The 15,778-nt window shown below is 70.6% G+C and carries 14 protein-coding genes; 6 read left to right on the forward strand and 8 right to left on the reverse strand.

The annotated features are described in order from the left end of the window. The 3 genes from ACFVVO_RS25960 to eccE form a co-directional block, all read right to left on the reverse strand. Positions 1 to 1,781, reverse strand: a 1,781-nt coding sequence (locus tag ACFVVO_RS25960) for an SCO5717 family growth-regulating ATPase (RefSeq protein ID WP_390057984.1), incomplete at its 3' end; no start/stop codon positions are given. A gap of 363 nt (positions 1,782 to 2,144) precedes the next feature. Beyond that, entirely contained in the window at positions 2,145 to 2,924 is a 780-nt protein-coding gene (locus tag ACFVVO_RS25965) for a hypothetical protein (protein ID WP_390057985.1), read from the reverse strand. Then, positions 2,924 to 4,294 (reverse strand): type VII secretion protein EccE, encoded by a 1,371-nt coding sequence (eccE, locus tag ACFVVO_RS25970; protein WP_390057986.1) that lies wholly within the window; start codon positions 4,292 to 4,294, stop codon positions 2,924 to 2,926. The genes ACFVVO_RS25965 and eccE overlap by 1 nt, the downstream gene beginning before the upstream one ends. A gap of 207 nt (positions 4,295 to 4,501) precedes the next feature. Between eccE and eccB the strand changes: the two genes are divergently transcribed. From eccB to ACFVVO_RS25985, 3 genes are all read left to right on the forward strand, one after another. After that, positions 4,502 to 6,025: a type VII secretion protein EccB gene (eccB, locus tag ACFVVO_RS25975; RefSeq protein ID WP_390057987.1), complete on the forward strand. Its 1,524-nt coding sequence runs from the start codon at positions 4,502 to 4,504 to the stop codon at positions 6,023 to 6,025. A gap of 128 nt (positions 6,026 to 6,153) precedes the next feature. Further along, positions 6,154 to 7,383: a type VII secretion-associated serine protease mycosin gene (gene mycP / locus ACFVVO_RS25980; RefSeq protein WP_390058022.1), complete on the forward strand. Its 1,230-nt coding sequence runs from the start codon at positions 6,154 to 6,156 to the stop codon at positions 7,381 to 7,383. After that, a complete protein-coding gene (locus ACFVVO_RS25985) occupies positions 7,371 to 7,979 on the forward strand; it encodes a hypothetical protein (protein ID WP_390057988.1) in 609 nt (202 codons plus the stop codon). Before mycP ends, ACFVVO_RS25985 begins: the two co-directional genes overlap by 13 nt. Positions 7,980 to 7,997: 18 nt before the next feature. Here ACFVVO_RS25985 and ACFVVO_RS25990 read toward each other — a convergent pair whose 3' ends face one another. From ACFVVO_RS25990 to ACFVVO_RS26010, 5 genes are all read right to left on the reverse strand, one after another. After that, positions 7,998 to 8,510 (reverse strand): hypothetical protein, encoded by a 513-nt coding sequence (locus ACFVVO_RS25990; RefSeq protein ID WP_390057989.1) that lies wholly within the window; start codon positions 8,508 to 8,510, stop codon positions 7,998 to 8,000. 66 nt (positions 8,511 to 8,576) lie between these two features. After that, complete coding sequence (locus ACFVVO_RS25995) at positions 8,577 to 9,074, reverse strand: hypothetical protein (protein WP_390057990.1); 498 nt, start codon at positions 9,072 to 9,074, stop codon at positions 8,577 to 8,579. Between the two features lie 56 nt (positions 9,075 to 9,130). Next, a complete protein-coding gene (locus tag ACFVVO_RS26000; RefSeq protein ID WP_390057991.1) occupies positions 9,131 to 10,450 on the reverse strand; it encodes a hypothetical protein in 1,320 nt (439 codons plus the stop codon). Between the two features lie 74 nt (positions 10,451 to 10,524). Continuing rightward, positions 10,525 to 10,968, reverse strand: a complete 444-nt coding sequence (locus ACFVVO_RS26005) for a hypothetical protein (protein ID WP_390057992.1) — start codon at positions 10,966 to 10,968, stop codon at positions 10,525 to 10,527. Between the two features lie 100 nt (positions 10,969 to 11,068). Beyond that, the gene (locus ACFVVO_RS26010) at positions 11,069 to 11,422 is read right to left on the reverse strand and encodes a DUF4333 domain-containing protein (protein WP_390057993.1); all 354 of its coding nucleotides are present in this window, start codon (positions 11,420 to 11,422) and stop codon (positions 11,069 to 11,071) included. Between the two features lie 738 nt (positions 11,423 to 12,160). On the opposite strand from ACFVVO_RS26010, the gene ACFVVO_RS26015 reads away from it, so the two are divergent. The 3 genes from ACFVVO_RS26015 (at position 12,161) to ACFVVO_RS26025 (ending at position 15,695) form a co-directional block, all read left to right on the forward strand. Further along, a complete protein-coding gene (locus ACFVVO_RS26015) occupies positions 12,161 to 12,580 on the forward strand; it encodes a hypothetical protein (RefSeq protein ID WP_390057994.1) in 420 nt (139 codons plus the stop codon). 2 nt (positions 12,581 to 12,582) lie between these two features. Beyond that, complete coding sequence (locus tag ACFVVO_RS26020) at positions 12,583 to 14,367, forward strand: hypothetical protein (protein WP_390058023.1); 1,785 nt, start codon at positions 12,583 to 12,585, stop codon at positions 14,365 to 14,367. Between the two features lie 89 nt (positions 14,368 to 14,456). After that, positions 14,457 to 15,695, forward strand: a complete 1,239-nt coding sequence (locus ACFVVO_RS26025) for a S8 family serine peptidase (protein WP_390058024.1) — start codon at positions 14,457 to 14,459, stop codon at positions 15,693 to 15,695. Positions 15,696 to 15,778: the final 83 nt, after the last annotated feature.

Consider the following 15,778-nt stretch of genomic DNA (forward strand, 5'->3'; position numbering starts at 1 on the left):
GGGCCGGTGGGGGCCTGCTGCTGACCCTGCTGCGGGAAGCCGTAACCGCCGGGTTGCGCCGGGGGGTTGGGCGTGCCGGGCTGCTGCGGTTGGGGTGCGGTCGCGTTCGACTGCTGCTGCCCCGGCTGGGGGAAGCCGTAGCCGCCGGGGGGAGTGGGCCCCGCGGGGGCCTGCTGCTGACCCTGCTGCGGGAAGCCGTAACCGCCGGGCTGCTCGGGCGCGGGGCCCGGGTGCCCGGGGACTCCGGCGGCCGGCGGCTGACCGGGCTGGTGCCAGGCGGCGGGCGCGGGCTGGGGCGCCTGCGGCTGGAAGGGTGGCTGCTGCCCGGGCACCCCTCCGGGACCCTGAGCGGCGGCAGGCTGCGCCTGACCGGCCGGCATCGGGCCCGGCTGCTGCGGCGCGTGCGCGCCCTGCACGGGCCACTGGGCGGCCGGCGCGGGGGCGGCGGGCTGGTACGACGGCGGCAGCGGAGGCAGCCCGTTCTGCTGCGCGGGCGGAGGTCCCCAGGCGGGCGGTGCGCCCTGGGGCGTGCCGGGAGCGGCCGGATCGGCAGGAGCGATGTGCTGCGGGACTCCGGCCTGCGGGGCGCCGTCCTCGGGCGTACCGTCCTGCGCCAGGGCGTCCCCAGGCTCCGGTGAGTCCTGCTGGGCGTCGGCAGCCGTGCCGTCCTGCGCCGGCGCGGCGACGGCGGGCTCGGCGGCCTCGTCGCCTTCGTTCCGGCTCTCGGGGGCGATGCCCGCCGCGGCCTCTGCCTCCGTCTCGCCTTCCGCTTCATGTGTGAGACCGGCCCCGGCCGCACTCTCGGCGGAGTCGTCGGACTCGGCGGATCCGGCAGGCTCCGTGACCTCGGCCGGCCCGGCGGAAGCGGCCGCATCGGCGTCCGCTCCCGCGGCGTCCCCGGCCGTCGCGGCGACATCGGCGACCCCGGAGTCACCGTCACCGACGCCGTTCTCGCCGGCGCTCTCCTCGGTGGAGCCCTCCGGCGAAGCGATTTCACTCTCGGCCCCAGCCGCAACCTCACCGCCCTCGGAGAGCGGTCCGGCACCCTGCGCGGAATCCTCGTCCGCGGTGCCGGCTGCCCTCTCCGCGGCGGCCGCGCGCTCCGCGATCTCGGCCATCTCGCGCTGCAGCGCGACGGCGGAGAACCGCATGGTCGCCCCGCTCTCCAGGTCCCCGCTCTCCGGCTCGGACCCGGCCACCGGCGCGGCGGCCGCAGCCGTGCTCTCCTGCCGGGGCGGCTCGGCCGGCCACGAAGACCGCTGCGGCTCGAACCCCTCGGGCAACCGCGGCACCGGAACCGGGCTCCCGGTCGGCGGCGCGGGAGGGGCGTACGGCGCACCGGGGCCGCCGGCCGGATCCTGCGAGGCGAACGGAGCCCCCGGGGCGGGAGCGGGCGGTGCGAAGGGCGCACCCGGCGCGTGCGCCGGGGGAGCGGGCGGGACCGGCGGGGCGTACGGGGCGCCCGGCGACGCCGTACCGGCCGCCGGAGTCGCGTACGGCGGCGGAGTCGGCCCCGAATCGGGCGACCCGGACGGGAACTGCGGAAGCGGAGCGGCACCGGAGGCGCCGGGGCCGTCGGCCGTACCGGAACCATGCGCGTCCCCGCTGTCGCCCGCGCCACCGGAACCCCCCGGCGCCCCGGACGCGTTCTGCGTGTACCAGGCGGGCGGGGCGTAGTCGATGGTGAACTCGCCGGTGGTCTCGATGGCCGATTCCGCGTCGGGCTGGTCATCGCCGGGTGTGGCCCAGCCCCCGCGGATCCCGTCCCGATCGCTGCTCACAGTTCCTCCTGGTGTGGTCGGGCACCCTCATGCCGTGCTCGGGGCGCCCCGTTCCGTCGTGCGATGTCGCCAGGGCTTCCCCACGTGGGCCACTGGCCCCTCAGTCGCGAAGCCGCTCCGCCCGCTCGCGGGAACTCGCGACGTGCCCTGCCCCAGCCTAATCACCAAAAGCGCGGGCCCGGCAGGCCCGTCCGCCCCTTACCTGCCTGCTCCGCGGCGTCACACCGGGCCGACGAGGGGCGCGGCACGCATCGACGTACACCAAAACGTGACGAAAACACACCACGTCCAGCCCCGGACGGCGCCGGAATTGACGCGAAAAGTCGCCAATCCAGAACCAAAACGGGCCAAGTTGGACGCGAGTCAGTCCATCCGGCGTGCCACGCCCAGCAGTCCGGTCTCGGCGTCCGTCGCCCGCGTCATCACGTACTGCCGGTCCCGCTCGGTGCACCACAGGGTCACGCCGTCCGGAAGCGTGGGCAGCGACTCGAGCTCCGGGCGCGGCAGCGCCAGCACCCGCCCGATCTCCGCCGCCTCGTCCGGTGACACCCGCTGCACACCCACCAGACGCGCCTGACGCATCAACCTCGGCGCCACCGGGCTCAGATACGGCAGCAACGTCAGCACCGACTGCCACGGCGCCGACGCCACCCGTCCACGCGGCGGCCGCATACCGCAGTCCCGCACCACCAGCACCGGCGTCCCCGCCGAGGCGCCCTGCGGCGGCACCCGGCCGACGTCGTACACCGCGAGACCGTTCTGCCCGCCGCCCATGGCGTGCACCATCGGCATCCAGGCCTGGGCCCGCCCCGTCTCCACCGCCACCCGGGCACCCGTGGCCGCCGCGCGCAGGGCCATGACCTGCGCGGTCCACAGACCGCCGATGAGCACCATGTCGAACGGCGTCGGACGGTTGACCCCGAGCACCGCGGGCTGCCCCTCGGTGTCGACGCCGACCACCACACCGTCGTCGCCGATCGGCAGGGACAGCGCGTCGGCCTGCTCAACAGGCAGTGTGTGCCGCGGATGGCGGGGGCCCAGCAGGCCGAAGCCGGTCCGCAGCCGCTCGCCGAGACCCGCGCGCGACGGGGCCGCGCCGGGACGTGACCCACCCGGCTGGGTGGGCGAAGTCGTGATGGCCATCAGCGGGCACCTCCGAGCGGCAGGGTGGCCAGAACGCCGGGGAGCTGTTCCCGGTCCAGACGCGCGAGTCCGGTCCGCGCCTCGCGCGCCGCACGCTCCAGATCGCGCCGGGCGTCGGTCAGTTCCTGGTTGCTGCGGCCGGTGATCCGCAGATGACCGGTGATGGAGACGTTCTGCTGCGCACCCCTGGCCAGGGTCAGGCTGAAGGTCGTCGCCAGCGCGGGCACCGCGGTCAGTCGCGCCACCAACTGCGCCAGCGAGCCGCCGGATCCGCCCAGCTGCGGCCAGCGGCGCACCCAGTAGGTGGTGTGCCGGCGGTTGTCGCAGCGCCAGCTACGGCTGGACTCCTCGGTGCGGCGCTGCGGCGCCTCGCCCCGCCCTGCCTGGGCGGCCTGCGCCGTCACCATGGGGTTGGCACACGCCGAGGTGGCGATGGCCGCCGTCAGCTCCTCCTCGTTGAGCACACTCGCCCGGAACCCGGCGCCGGTCAGCCGGCTCGACAGGTGCTCGGCCGAGCGCGCCAGGCACTTCTGCGCCCCGAGCAGCCCGCCGCCGCGCGCGGCGACCGCCTCCGGGCAGAGCTCGGGATCGAGCTTCAGCGCGACCCACGTGATGCGCACCGCGGGAGAGCCGGTCTCCGCCTGCAGCGGCGCGTAGTTGCTGACCACCACCGACTGCTGCGGCAGGTGCAGCGCGGGCGCGGGCTGCGTGTGCACCACGATCTGCGCCGACTCCAAGTGGATCCCGTCGACTTCGAGGACGTCTCGCACGAGGGCCAGCGGCAGCGGTCTGCGGCCGCGCTCCGCGCGCAGCGCGCCCGTGTCCGACTCCACCTGGAGCACCGCGGTCAGGAAACCGCCGTCGCCCACCATGCCGATCGGCCGCTGATCGCGGTCGTCACCGCGGCTGTGGCTGTAGGTGCGCAGGGACGGGTCGCACTCCACGGCGGGCGCCAGACCGGAGTCGGTGCCCACCGGCACCGGCGTGCTCGCGGCCCGCCGGTTGCGGGCCCGCAGCGCCAGCAGGGTGCCGAGCCACTCCGGCAGGGAGCGCCCCCGGCGCCGTACGACGGCGAGCACCACCAGCACCGCGGCGATCGCGGCGGCGGCGATCAGCGCGACCGTACCGGCGAGCCAGCCGCACACCACGAGCGCGCCCGCGATCTCCAGCAGCACCAGCCGCTGCACCGCGAACGAACCGCCGCGCCCGGAGCGGGACTCCGGATGCGGAGCGAAAGCGCCCTGAGGGGTCGTGGGCGCCTGCCCACCACGCCGCCCGGAGGGAGAAGAGCCGCGGGTACCCGACCGGCCCGCGTCGCCCGATCGTGCCCCCGATTGCGATCGCGACCGGGCCCGCGTTGCGGAAGCCATCACTCCAAAACCCCCGAACTCTCCCGAAATCCCTTGGCGCTCCGGTCCCTTCAGGCCCTGAGCACCCTACCCGTGCCACACGCACGTCCACGCAACAGGCATAGTAGGGGCCGGGTCTGACAGTCGAGGCACCAGAGGCAACCGAGGGCGGGGGACGGATCTTCACAGGTCCCCCACGGCTCCGCAACGGGGAGAGAGCGGACACAGATGGCATCACGGCGGGACGAACTCAACGCCTACACCTTCGCGAAGCGCCGCACGCTCGCGTCATTCCTGCAGCCTTCCCCCTCCGGTTCCGAGGAGGGCGCCCCGAAGCCGCTGAAGGCACTGGTGCCCGGCCTCGTCGTCGGCGCCGTCGTCCTCGCCGTGTTCGGCGCGATCGGCATGTTCAGCCCGACCGCGCCCAAGGGCTGGGACACCCCGGAAGAACACGTCATCGTCGCGAGCAAGTCCACCACCCGGTACGTCGTACTGAAGACCGGCAAGCAGAAGCAGCTCCACCCGGTCCTCAACATGGCCTCGGCCAAGCTCCTGCTGGACCCCGGCAAGGACAGCGTCATCACCGTCGACGAGAAGATCCTCGACAGCGGCAAGCCCCCGCACGGCGCCACCATCGGCATCCCCTACGCCCCCGACCGCCTGCCCACCCCGGACGAGGCATCGGCCACCAAGCGCTGGGCGGTCTGCGAACGCCCCGGTGACGGCGGCCGGGCCATCCAGAAGGCGGCGTTCGTCCTCGCGCAGAAGGAATGGTCCAGGACGGACGGGCGCGACAAGCTCGCCCACGGCGACCTGATGTACGTCGTCGGCCCCGACGGAAAGACCCAGTACGTGGTCGACGCGCGGGGCACGGCGTACGAGATCGCCGACCCCGCCGACAAGGAACTCCTCAAGGCCCTCGACACCCAGGGCCGCGCCCCGCAGCGCGTCTCCCAGGACTGGCTCGACACCCTTCACAAGGGCGACCCGATCTCCATCCCGTCGATCCAGGGCACCCCCGGCGAGAAGGCGGGCGCCTCCGAACTGCTGCGCCAGTACGACAAGGTCGGCGAGGTCATCAAGGCCTACGACGGGCAGACGATGCAGTACTACGTCGTCCTGAAGGGGAAGGTGGCCCGCGTCTCCGAGTTCACGGCCACGCTCCTGCTCAACAGCGGGGTCCTCGTCGGCGTGGGCCAGGCCGGTGAGGCGCAGCAGGTCAGCCCCGGCGCGGTCGTCGACAGCACGACGTTCGACGGCGGCCGGAACTGGCCGGAGTACAAGCCGAGGACGGTGAACGACGGCACCAGCACCACCAGCGGCCGCAACACGCTCTGCAACGTCATGCGTTCGGCCGGCGCCAAGGGCGCCACCACCCTGTCCACCTGGGTCGGCAAGGACTTCCCCGCCCAGCTGCCCACCGGCTCCTCCAGCGCCTACGTCACCCCCGGCTCCGGCCAGCTCTACCGCCAGTTCCAGGGCACCGAGACCTCGGCCGGCGGCGTCTTCCTGGTCACCGACACCGGCCTGCGCTACGCCCTGCAGTCCAATAGCGACAGCGCCACCGACGACCAGGGCATCGGCACCTCCGCCAAGCGGCGCAAGGAGGAGCTGAGCGAGGCGAAGATCGCCCAGACCCGCCTCGGCTACGAGAACGTGACGCCCACGCCCATCCCCGTCGAATGGTCGAGGTTCCTGCCGACCGGCCCGCGCCTGTCGGAGTCGGCGGCACGGCAGCCGCAGGGCTCGTAGCGGCGCGGGAGGAGAACGCACTCATGCAGAAGTCGAAGCCGCCGGGGACGACGCCCGCGGGCACGGTGCCGTCGGGTGCCCGGCCCGCGGCACCCGAACGTCCCAGGACCGTGGCCCGGACCGCGGCCGTGGCCGCCGCGGCGCTTCTCACCGCCACGACCACCACCCTCGCCCTCCCCGCCACCCCGGCCCACGCGGACGGCGGCCAGTGCACCTTCCCGGCGAAGAAGTACACGGGCCGGCCGTGGGCGCTGCAGCGCGTCAACCTGGACGCGCTGTGGGCCCAGTCCACGGGCAAGGGCGTGCGGGTGGCCGTCATCGACACCGGTGTCGACGTCAAGAACCCGCAGCTCACCAAGGCCGTCGACGCCTCGAAGGGCAAGAACCTGCTGCCGCCCAAGAACGCCAAGGGCGAGAAGATAGAGCGCGGCAACAACTCGGGCACCACGGACACGGTCGGCCACGGCACCCGCGTGGCGGGCATCATCGCCGCCCGGCCCGCCACGGGGACCGGCTTCGTGGGCCTGGCGCCGGACGCGACGATCATCCCGGTCAAGCAGAACGACGCCGAGGGCGACGGCACCGCGCTCACCCTGGCCGACGCGATCCGCCACGCCGTCCAGGCCGGCGCCGACGTCATCAACATCTCCCAGGACACGGCCAACGCGGTCCGGCCGGACTCCAGACTGGAGCAGGCCGTCGACTACGCCCTGAACCAGAAGGTCGTGGTCGTCGCCTCGGCCGGCAACGACGGCCTGGGCGGCAACGTCAAGGTGACGTACCCGGCGTCGTACAAGGGCGTGCTGGCGGTGGCGGCGTCCGACCGCAACAACGAGCGGGCGGCGTTCTCACAGTCGGGAGACTTCGTGGGCGTCGCCGCTCCGGGTGTCGACATGATCTCCACCGTGCCCGGCGGCGGCCACTGCTCGGACAACGGCACGAGCTTCTCGGCACCGTATGTCGCGGGCGTGGCCGCCCTGTTGAAGGCCAAGTACCCCAAGTGGACGGCCCAGGAGGTCACCGCCCAGATCGAGCAGACCGCGGAACGCTCGATCCCCGGGCACGACCGGCTGGTCGGCTGGGGCGTGGTGGACCCGGTGAAGGCACTGACGGACGTGGACCCGGAGCACCCCGTCCAGTCACCGCAACCCGAGAACGGCGTCGCCAGGGGCGAGGCCCCCTCGGTCACCCCCCTGCACTTCGGCGAGACGGCGGAGGAACGGGACACCCGGATGGCGACCTACGTGGTGGTCGGCGGCCTGGTCCTCGTCGCGGGCCTGACCGGCACGGCCGTCGCGGTCCGCGACGCACGGCGCCGGCGCGCGAGGCAGCCGGGAGGCGGCTCATGGACGCGCTGACCAAGATGAACGTGTTCCTCCTCGCCCTGTGCGCCGTTCTGCTGGCCATGGCCTGTGTGAAGGCGGACCGGGTACGAGCATGGCGCGCCGGCATCAACCCGTCGGCCCCACAACTGCCCGACTCCGCCTTCGTCGTGGCCCGCGTCATCTTCGTCGCCCTGGCCGTCGGCGGCGTCTACACGGCCGTCCAGGGCTTCGGCGTCTCCGACCGGATGTCCTGGAGCGACGGCGAGCTGACCAGCGCGGTGCACCAGGCCACCGACGACCTCGACGGCTATGCCTACACGACGGACGAGACGGGCAACTCGTCCTACTTCACCGACTACGAGTCGCTGACGGAGGAGAAAGTGACCCGCTACGGCGGCGGAGACGCCCCCGAGACCGGCGTCTCCGCCGACCCCGCGGACGCCAACACGGACACCGAAGCCCACCTCACCGTCACGGCGTCCGGCGCGGACCACGCCTTCTGCGTCCACCTGGAACGCAGCCGCTCCAAGAAGGACGACTACACACCCCCGGGCCTGAACGGCAGGCCTGGCGTCTTGACCTTCCGGGGGTACCGGCTGGCGGCCGGGGTGCGGGACGGGGAGTGCTGACTCTCGTTCCGCCCGGCGTCAGAGCTTGCCGAGGACGACCCCACGCCAGGTCCAGCCGGACTTCAGAACGGCGTTCCGCAGCGGCTCACGCAGCTCCGCGGCATCGAATCGGAAGGTCTCCGTCGCCTCAACACGACCGTTGTCCCCTCGGCCGAGCGTCCACTGCCGCGTGACGGTCCGGTCCTGCCCGCGCGAGTACGACGACGCGACCTGAAGCCTCGGCGGACTGCCGACCCGGCTGACCTCCCACTGCTCCTCGAGGGCACGCACCTCATGGTCGTCGCGGTCCAGCCGCATCCGGATGCGCACGGCATGCGTGATCTGGGACTCCACGAAGAAGCTCTGCCAGGCGGGCTCCGCGATCCGCCACTCCGCCACCAGATCGGCGCCCTCCGCGGCACCGTAGCGGACGACGTACGGAACATCCGGCCGGCTGAGCCCGAGCAGGGCCGTACGCAGCTCCTCCGCCGGGACCGGCGGTACACCGTCCGCGGGACGCCGGGTTCCGGTCAGCCTGTCGAAGAGTCCCATGGGCTCAACCTACGAGGGACACCGCCGCCGGCACAACAAACGCCCCTCCGGCTCCCGCGGACCGCTTCACGACGTCGCGCCACTGCCCGGGCGCACACTGCGCACGAGGTCGCTGAAGTCGTCCAGGACGGCCGGATGCTGGGCCGCGGTCGAGGTGAGGATCAACCGGATCACCGCCCGCTTGTGCGGATCGGAGACGTCCAGCATGGACATGTACACCTGCGACTGGACGAGGTCGCGGCTCACTCCGCCGGCGATGGTCGAGAAGGACAGCGTCTGCGTGAGGCCAGGAGCCTCCGCGGAGCCCGTCTCGCGCCGGCCGGTGACCACGACCGAGGTGATCGCCCGACCGAGGCGTGCCACCGACTCGTCGGCGATCTCCGGAAGCGTCGCCGGGTCCGGACGGTACTCGCCGTCGATCGTGATGTTCGCGGTGAACCCGCCGTCGGACGGCAGATGCACCGCCACGAACGCGGCACCGGGGGCACCGACCTCGTCCGGAGGTGCCGAGCGCCAGCCCTCCGGCAGCTCGAAGTCGATCGGGACCGGCAGGCTCGTGGTCATCGCGAGCCCTCCTTCCTGAAGCGGTGCGCCCTGGCGAGGGGCCTGAGAAGTGTGGATCAGAACAGACTGCCGATGGCGTCACCGGCCGAGCTCAACCCGTCGCCGACGGCATCGGCCAGATCGCCCGCGGTGTCCGTGACCTTGTCCGGGTCGACAGTGAACTCGAAGCCCACTTCGCCACCGACGATGGGGGAGAGACCCACGCTGGTCTTGAACTCCCACTTCCCGTCCTGGGTCTTCCCTATGTCCAGATTGGCCTCGGCGCCCGGACCGGCCCATCCCTCGGCGGTGACACCCGCCCCGATACCGCCGATGTCCGCGCCCACGGTGCCGCCGCCCTTCGCCCCCGCGAACGCCTCGGCGCCCAGGTTGACGCCCTCGAGGCCGGCCCCGGCGTGGGCCCCGGCCTCGGCACCCGCCATGCCCTCGGCGCGTCCGTAGACGCCGACCGGGCCGACGTCGAAGCGGCCCTTGGACGAGGCCTCGCCGCCCGCCAGGGCGCCGACCTCCCCCTGGATGCCCTCATGGGTGATGCCACCGCTCACGGAGCCCTTGGCGCCCGCATAGGCTTCGGCCTCACCGTCGAGCTTCACCGGCCCATTGGTGAGCGAGCCTTCCGCGCTCGCGCGCCCGAGGTCGGCATGCGCCTCGGCCTCGCCCAGCTTGCCGGCTCCGGTGTCCGGTCCGGTCGCCTCCGCGCCGACACCCGGACCCGAGGCCTCGGCCTCCCCGTCGGAGACCCACCCGTCGGGCTTGGTGGGAGTCTGCTTCGACTCGGCCACGTACTTGTCGATGCCGCTGTGCGCATGGCTGTTGAAGCCGGTGAGCGTGCCGTCGTTCACGTCGGAGTCGAGCACCACCGCCTTGAGCGCGGTCTCGACATGGGCATCGGCCTCGACGACGTTCTTCACGGCCGTGTTCACGTGCTCCTGCCAGGAGGCGACGGCCGAGTGCACCGACTGCTGGTAGTCGGGGTCGTGGTGCAGAGCGTTGCGCTCACCGTCGCTGAGCTTCGTGGTGTCGTAGGAGACCACGCCCGCTTCGGACACCGCCATGCCGGCCTTGACCGCGTCCGCTCGGGCCGACTCCAACTTCTTGCGCAGGTCCGTGAACTGGGTGTGCGCCTCACGCAGCAGCGAGGCCACCGCCTTGGCCTCCACCTGGGCGCTCTGGAACTGCTTGAGCGTGACGTCGAACCGCCGGCCGGCGGCGTCCGCGCTCAGCCCGGTCCAGGTCTGCCCCGTGGAGACGCCGTGCACATCCCGCTTGTAGGCGATCTCCTGCTTGTGGAACTCCTTCGCCATCCCGTCCCAACGGTCCGCCGCCGTGGAGAGCTTGGACAGGTCGGTGGTCATGATCTCGTGATAGTTCGGCATGGGTTCCCCGTTGTCATGGCGTGGCAGCGTGCCGGTCGGGACGGCGGTCCGGGCGACCGCGCCCGGTGGTCCCGTCAGTAACTGGTGAGCACCGACACCGAGCCGGCGTTCGTCCCGGTCTGGATGTCCGTGTTCTGCAGCACGGTGTTCGCGCTCCGCAGCGACGCCTTGTCGGACGCGAGCATGTTCAGCAGGTTCTGAACCTGCTCACCCCATGTCCCATGCGCCTTCTTCAGGGCCCCCGACGTGTGCCAGCCGTCGCGGAGCCCGGAGACGGCCGAGTCGGTCTCCGTGTCCGCCCAGTCGCCGGCCTTGCGGGTGTCGGGTTCGATGTGGTCCTCGATGGCCTTCGCGGCGGCCTTCTTCTCGGCCGGGGAGGAGGCGAGGTCCTTCTGCCCTCCGAGTAGCGGCGGGGGACCCGAGGACCCTCCGGGATCGGCCGGCAACTGGTTCAGCCGCATCCCTACGGGCCGCGCGGTCGCGTCGCCCGCCGTCTGTCCTGCTTCCGGCCCTGCCATGACTCCGCCTCTCCCCGTGCGCCGCCGAGTCCGCGCGGCAACTCCCCTTGGCTGACCGCGTCGTAGCGCGGCCCCCGCTGAACGACCCCGCTGAACGACCTCAGCCCGCGGCGGGCGAAGCCTTGTCGTCGGCCTTGAAATCGAAGTTGATCTTCCCGTCGTCCACGGAGGTCACCTTCACCGTGATCCCCAAGGTGCTGCCGTCGTCCGCGGTGAGCGTGCACCGGGTCGTGGTACCGACCTTGCCCTTGAGGTCCTCGGGACAGGTGACGTCCGGCTTGGGCCGCCCAGTGGCGGCGGCGAGCTTCGCGGAAAGCGTGGAAGCCAGCTTGTCGGCGGACAGTTTCGGCGTGGACTCCCCGACACTGACGGAGGCCGAGCAACCGGAGAGCAGGGTGCCTACGGCTGCTGCCGAAACGGCCGTAATGGCCGCGGACCTGCGGAACTTAGGCATGTCGGATCTCCGATTTGCTGAGCATGACAGAAAGACGCAGGCAGCATACTGGGCGGGGTCGCGCCCACACTCCCGAGGCGGTGCCCGCGTACAACGCTCGCCGGCTCTCCCTGAGTCCTCCGGTTTTCCCGCGCGAGATCTCCACAGAGGAGCAGCACTCCAGATCAGTGGAGTGAGCTCATCGCACACCGCTGTCGCTCGCAGTCGCGCCCGTGCCAAGTACTTGCGACAGCCCGTGAGTTCATGCCTGCTCCTCGGGGCGCGGCCGAGGTGACTGGAGAACGCCTAGTGCACTCTTCAACTATTCCTGTTCACCCGCGAGGGTGTTGCCGGATCCAGCAACTCACCAGGCTCGCATTCCAGTTGGCTTGGTATGCGCCTGACTTGGTGTAGAGGTTTGATGAAGATCGCCAACGAGCTTCGCCGTCCGCGTCGGCCGCGCTTCGTAGCCGGTTCATCCGTGGTGAAGGTGCAACGCGGGGCTTGGCTGGTGCCGGTTCGCTGCAAACAGAAAAATGGGACAAACCGTGGCGTCAGGTGCGGTCTCGTAACCGAGTTAAGACACATGCTTGGTTGGACCGGTTGGGCAGGTTGACTAGAGTGGTAAAGGCGTTGTGAGACGCGGCTCGCTTTGCGATCGTACGGCGAGCGGGTAGTTGGTCCCGGTCCGTCAGGACCCGTGGGCCGTACGGGGAAACGGGGAGGAGCGTCGTGCTTCCGGCAGACATGGTGGGGGGCGTGTCAGCGACCAGGGCGGCGAACCTTGAGGCCAGCGGTGAGGCGTTGGACAAGTTCGTGTCGCGAGTGGACGCGGTTCTCGCAACCCTTGAGGCGTCCGCAGGTAATCCGACGAAGGTTGGGGCTCAGACGATCAGGCCCACCTCTCTGACTTCAGGCGCGGAAAGCGACTTCCCTGAAGCGCACGGCTTGTACAAGCAGTACAACCGAGTCCACGCAGAGCTCACTTCCTTGTCCAAGAGCCTGCACTTGCAGATCGAGGCGATCGGCATCGCGGTTCAGGGCGCGTACAACGGCTTCGAGAAACTCGAAGAGGAGCAGCGCCGGCGGTTCTGGGCGATCCAGACGGAGATCGGCAAGATCGAGGACAAGCAGGGCGGCAAGCGGCGCACCGGCACCGGCACAGAGATGAAGGCGTGACGATGACGGACAAGCGGCATGAAGCGGACCTGAACCGAGTCTCATCGCAGAATGACGTGACGGATTTCGTCCGCGGTGTGGAAGACGGTCCGCAAGCCGGGTTTCTCGACGGCATCGTTAGGGCAGCGGTCGGAGCCACCCCTTTCGGGCAGGCCGTCGTCGGCCGGACGGACTTCGGGCACCGCGACCTTGATCTGAACAAGATGCTCGACCTGGTCGAGCAGACGGACCCGGAGGATCTGGAATCCTCGGGCAAGGCCCTGTGGGATGCGCGGGACGCGATCAAGGCGGCTGCGGACGAACTCTACGGTCACATCGACAAGGTTCACTGGGTCGGAGAGTCCGGCGATGCATTTCGTGGCTGGGGCGCCCAGCTCGTCACCAACACCCACCACTTGAGTGACTTCGCCGGAACGGCCGGCGACCAGATCACAGCGGCAGCCGTAGGTCTCGCGTCGGTACGGGGCGCCATGCCGGATCGCGATCCGGTAAACCACAAGCGGCCCACACGTTTCACGGCGGCCGAGAAGGCGGCCGACAAGGAGGGGTACGCCGCCGCTGTAAAGGTGGAAAAGGACCGCCAGGAGGCGATCAACCAGATGAACCGGTTGGCGTCGTACTACGCGGTGTCCGAAGAGGTGTTGTCGGGTCTGCCCGTCAAGGAGAAGACTCCGACGTTCACCTCCATGCCTGACGTGGGAGTGCCTCGCCCCCGGGGTGTGCGCGAAGTCGACCGTTCGGCGTCAAGCACTGGATCGCACGGAGGTGCCGAAGCAGCTTCCGCGGTATCTCCTGTGGGCCACCACACCTCGGTGACTGGTGATGTTCCCGGCCACGTGACGACCGATGGCACGACGCCGGCCAAGCACATCCCCGGAAAGGTCTCGTACCCAGAGGCGCCTGTTGGTACGAACATCGACACCGTAGGCACGCTGCTTCCTCCCACTGCGCCGGCCGGTACCAGTCACACTCCGCCGGTCGTGGGTACACCTCCTGCAACCGGCGGCCATCCCCCCGTGTTCGACGGGCCTTTCGGAACGCCGGTTCCGAGCGCCTCATCTGGTCGGGGCCTGAGCGGCGCAGGCAATTTCCGCACGCCTCCGTCCGCTCAAGGCCGTGTGGGTACGTCCGGCACGGCCAATCCGGCTTCCGGACGTACCTCCGGACAAGGGCCCATGAACCAGATGGGTCGCTCCGCCTCGACGGGGCAGTCCGCGGTCAAGGGCTCCACCTCCGGGTCGAAGCCGACGTCGATGGGCCGAGGGGTCACCGGCGGTACGCCGAAGACCGGCGGTTCGGCGACGCCACGGGTAAACGCCGGGCCGACGACCGGCGCCGGTCGCTCTAACGGGGTCGTCGGGGGACGGCCCACGAGCACCGGTGGCACTCCGGCGAAGGGCGGGTCGAAAATCCCTCGCGGTACCGTCATCGGTCGCGAGGGGGCAGCCAACTCCCGCCCCACGGCCGGCCGAGTGGGGCAGCGCGGTGTCGTCGGAGCGCCCGACTCCACCGCGAGGCCGGGTTCGAGTGCGACCGGTTCCCGTACGGGTGCGGGAGCGTCGGAAGCCGTTACGGGCAGACCGTCCACACGCAACTCCGTCGCAGGCGCCGAGCGCAACGGCATGACGCGTGGGGGCGCCGGACTTGTGCGCGGTACCGGCCACCACGGCAAGCCGGGGGAAGAGGAGAACGCCCAGGCGGCGCCGCGTCCCGACTATCTCGTCGAAGACGAAGAGACACACCTGCCCAACAAGCCCCGGCGTGATGTGCCGCCGGTGGTCGACTGAGTGCGAACGAGGACACGGAAACGATGAAGTCACGGACCACCCGACGAGCCGAGCGCGTTGCGGGCCGCGAAACGCGCTGCAGCGGACGAGTGCGAGCTGTGGGCGCGGTCGCCGGTGTCCTTACGGCCACGGCTGTGAGCTTCGCTCCGAATGCTGTCGCATCCGACGTTCAGTCGAAGCAGTGGTACCTGGGGCCGATGCAGGCCGAGAAGATGTGGAAAGTCAGCACGGGGGAGGGCGTGAAGGTCGCTGTCATCGACAGCGGTGTGAACGCGGAGACCCCGTCGCTCAAGGGGCAAGTCCTGATGGACGAAGTCCCCAAGGCGGTCGCGTACCGAGCGACGGACGACTACCTCGGCCACGGGACGACCATGGCCGAGCTCATCGCAGGCACGGGAGCAGGGGGCGGCCTGAAGGGCCTGGCGCCCGGTGCGAAGATCGTCCCTTACCGCTCGGTGTTCGACGGATTCAATGGCGGGGCCGAAGAGAAGAAGAAGACGCCCGACGCCACAGACGAGATCCGCGCCGCAGCCGACACCGACGCGAAGATCATCAACATGTCCTTCGGAGCAGAGGGGCCGAGCTCCAACGAAAAGGACGCTATTGAGTACGCGGCGTCGAAGGGCAAGCTGCTGGTCGCCGCTGTGGGTAACGACGGGCGCAAGTCTGGGGACACCATCGAATATCCGGCTGCGTTCCCGTACGTAGTCGGCGTAGCCTCGGCGAACCAGTCCCTCACGGTGTCGCCGTTCTCCTCGTCCGGAAACTACGTGGACATTTCGGCCCCGGGCCAAGGCTTCCCCGGATGGTGTGACGCAAGCTTCCGTTCCTATTGTGACAACGTGAACGGTACGAGTTCGGCGGCCGCAATCACCTCCGCCGCTGCCGCGCTGATCTGGTCCGCGCATCCTGACTGGACGGTGAACCAGGTAACCCGAGCTCTTATTGACACGGCAGGTCGCAAGTGGGACAAGAACAACCCGAGTAAGTACGCCGGCTATGGCCTTATTCGCCCCCGCCTGGTTCTTGAGGACCCCAAGTACGATGCGGGCCCAGCGCACACCGACCCGCTTGCCAAGGACAACGGCGGCGACCTCCTGGCCAAGGCAGGAACTTCCGCCGCAGCTTCTTCTTCCGAATCCTCTTCTGCATCAACCCCGTCACAAGCCCCCGCAAAGGGTTCTACCGGCGGCACCTCGGCGGCAGGATCGAGCACGGAGTCGTCGGACGACAGCAACACCCTCTGGATCGCACTCGGCGTCGTCGCCGCGGTCATCGTGATCGGTGGCGGAGGGGCTGCCGTCATGTGGGCTCGGCGTGCCAGGTGACGTCGGCAGTCGTATGTAGCCCTGTGTTTTCGGGATAGGGCATGCAGTGCGGGCTCACCGCCACAACGCACCACAAGAGCGGT

Source organism: Streptomyces sp. NPDC058145 (assembly GCF_042884245.1).
Taxonomy (GTDB): domain Bacteria; phylum Actinomycetota; class Actinomycetes; order Streptomycetales; family Streptomycetaceae; genus Streptomyces.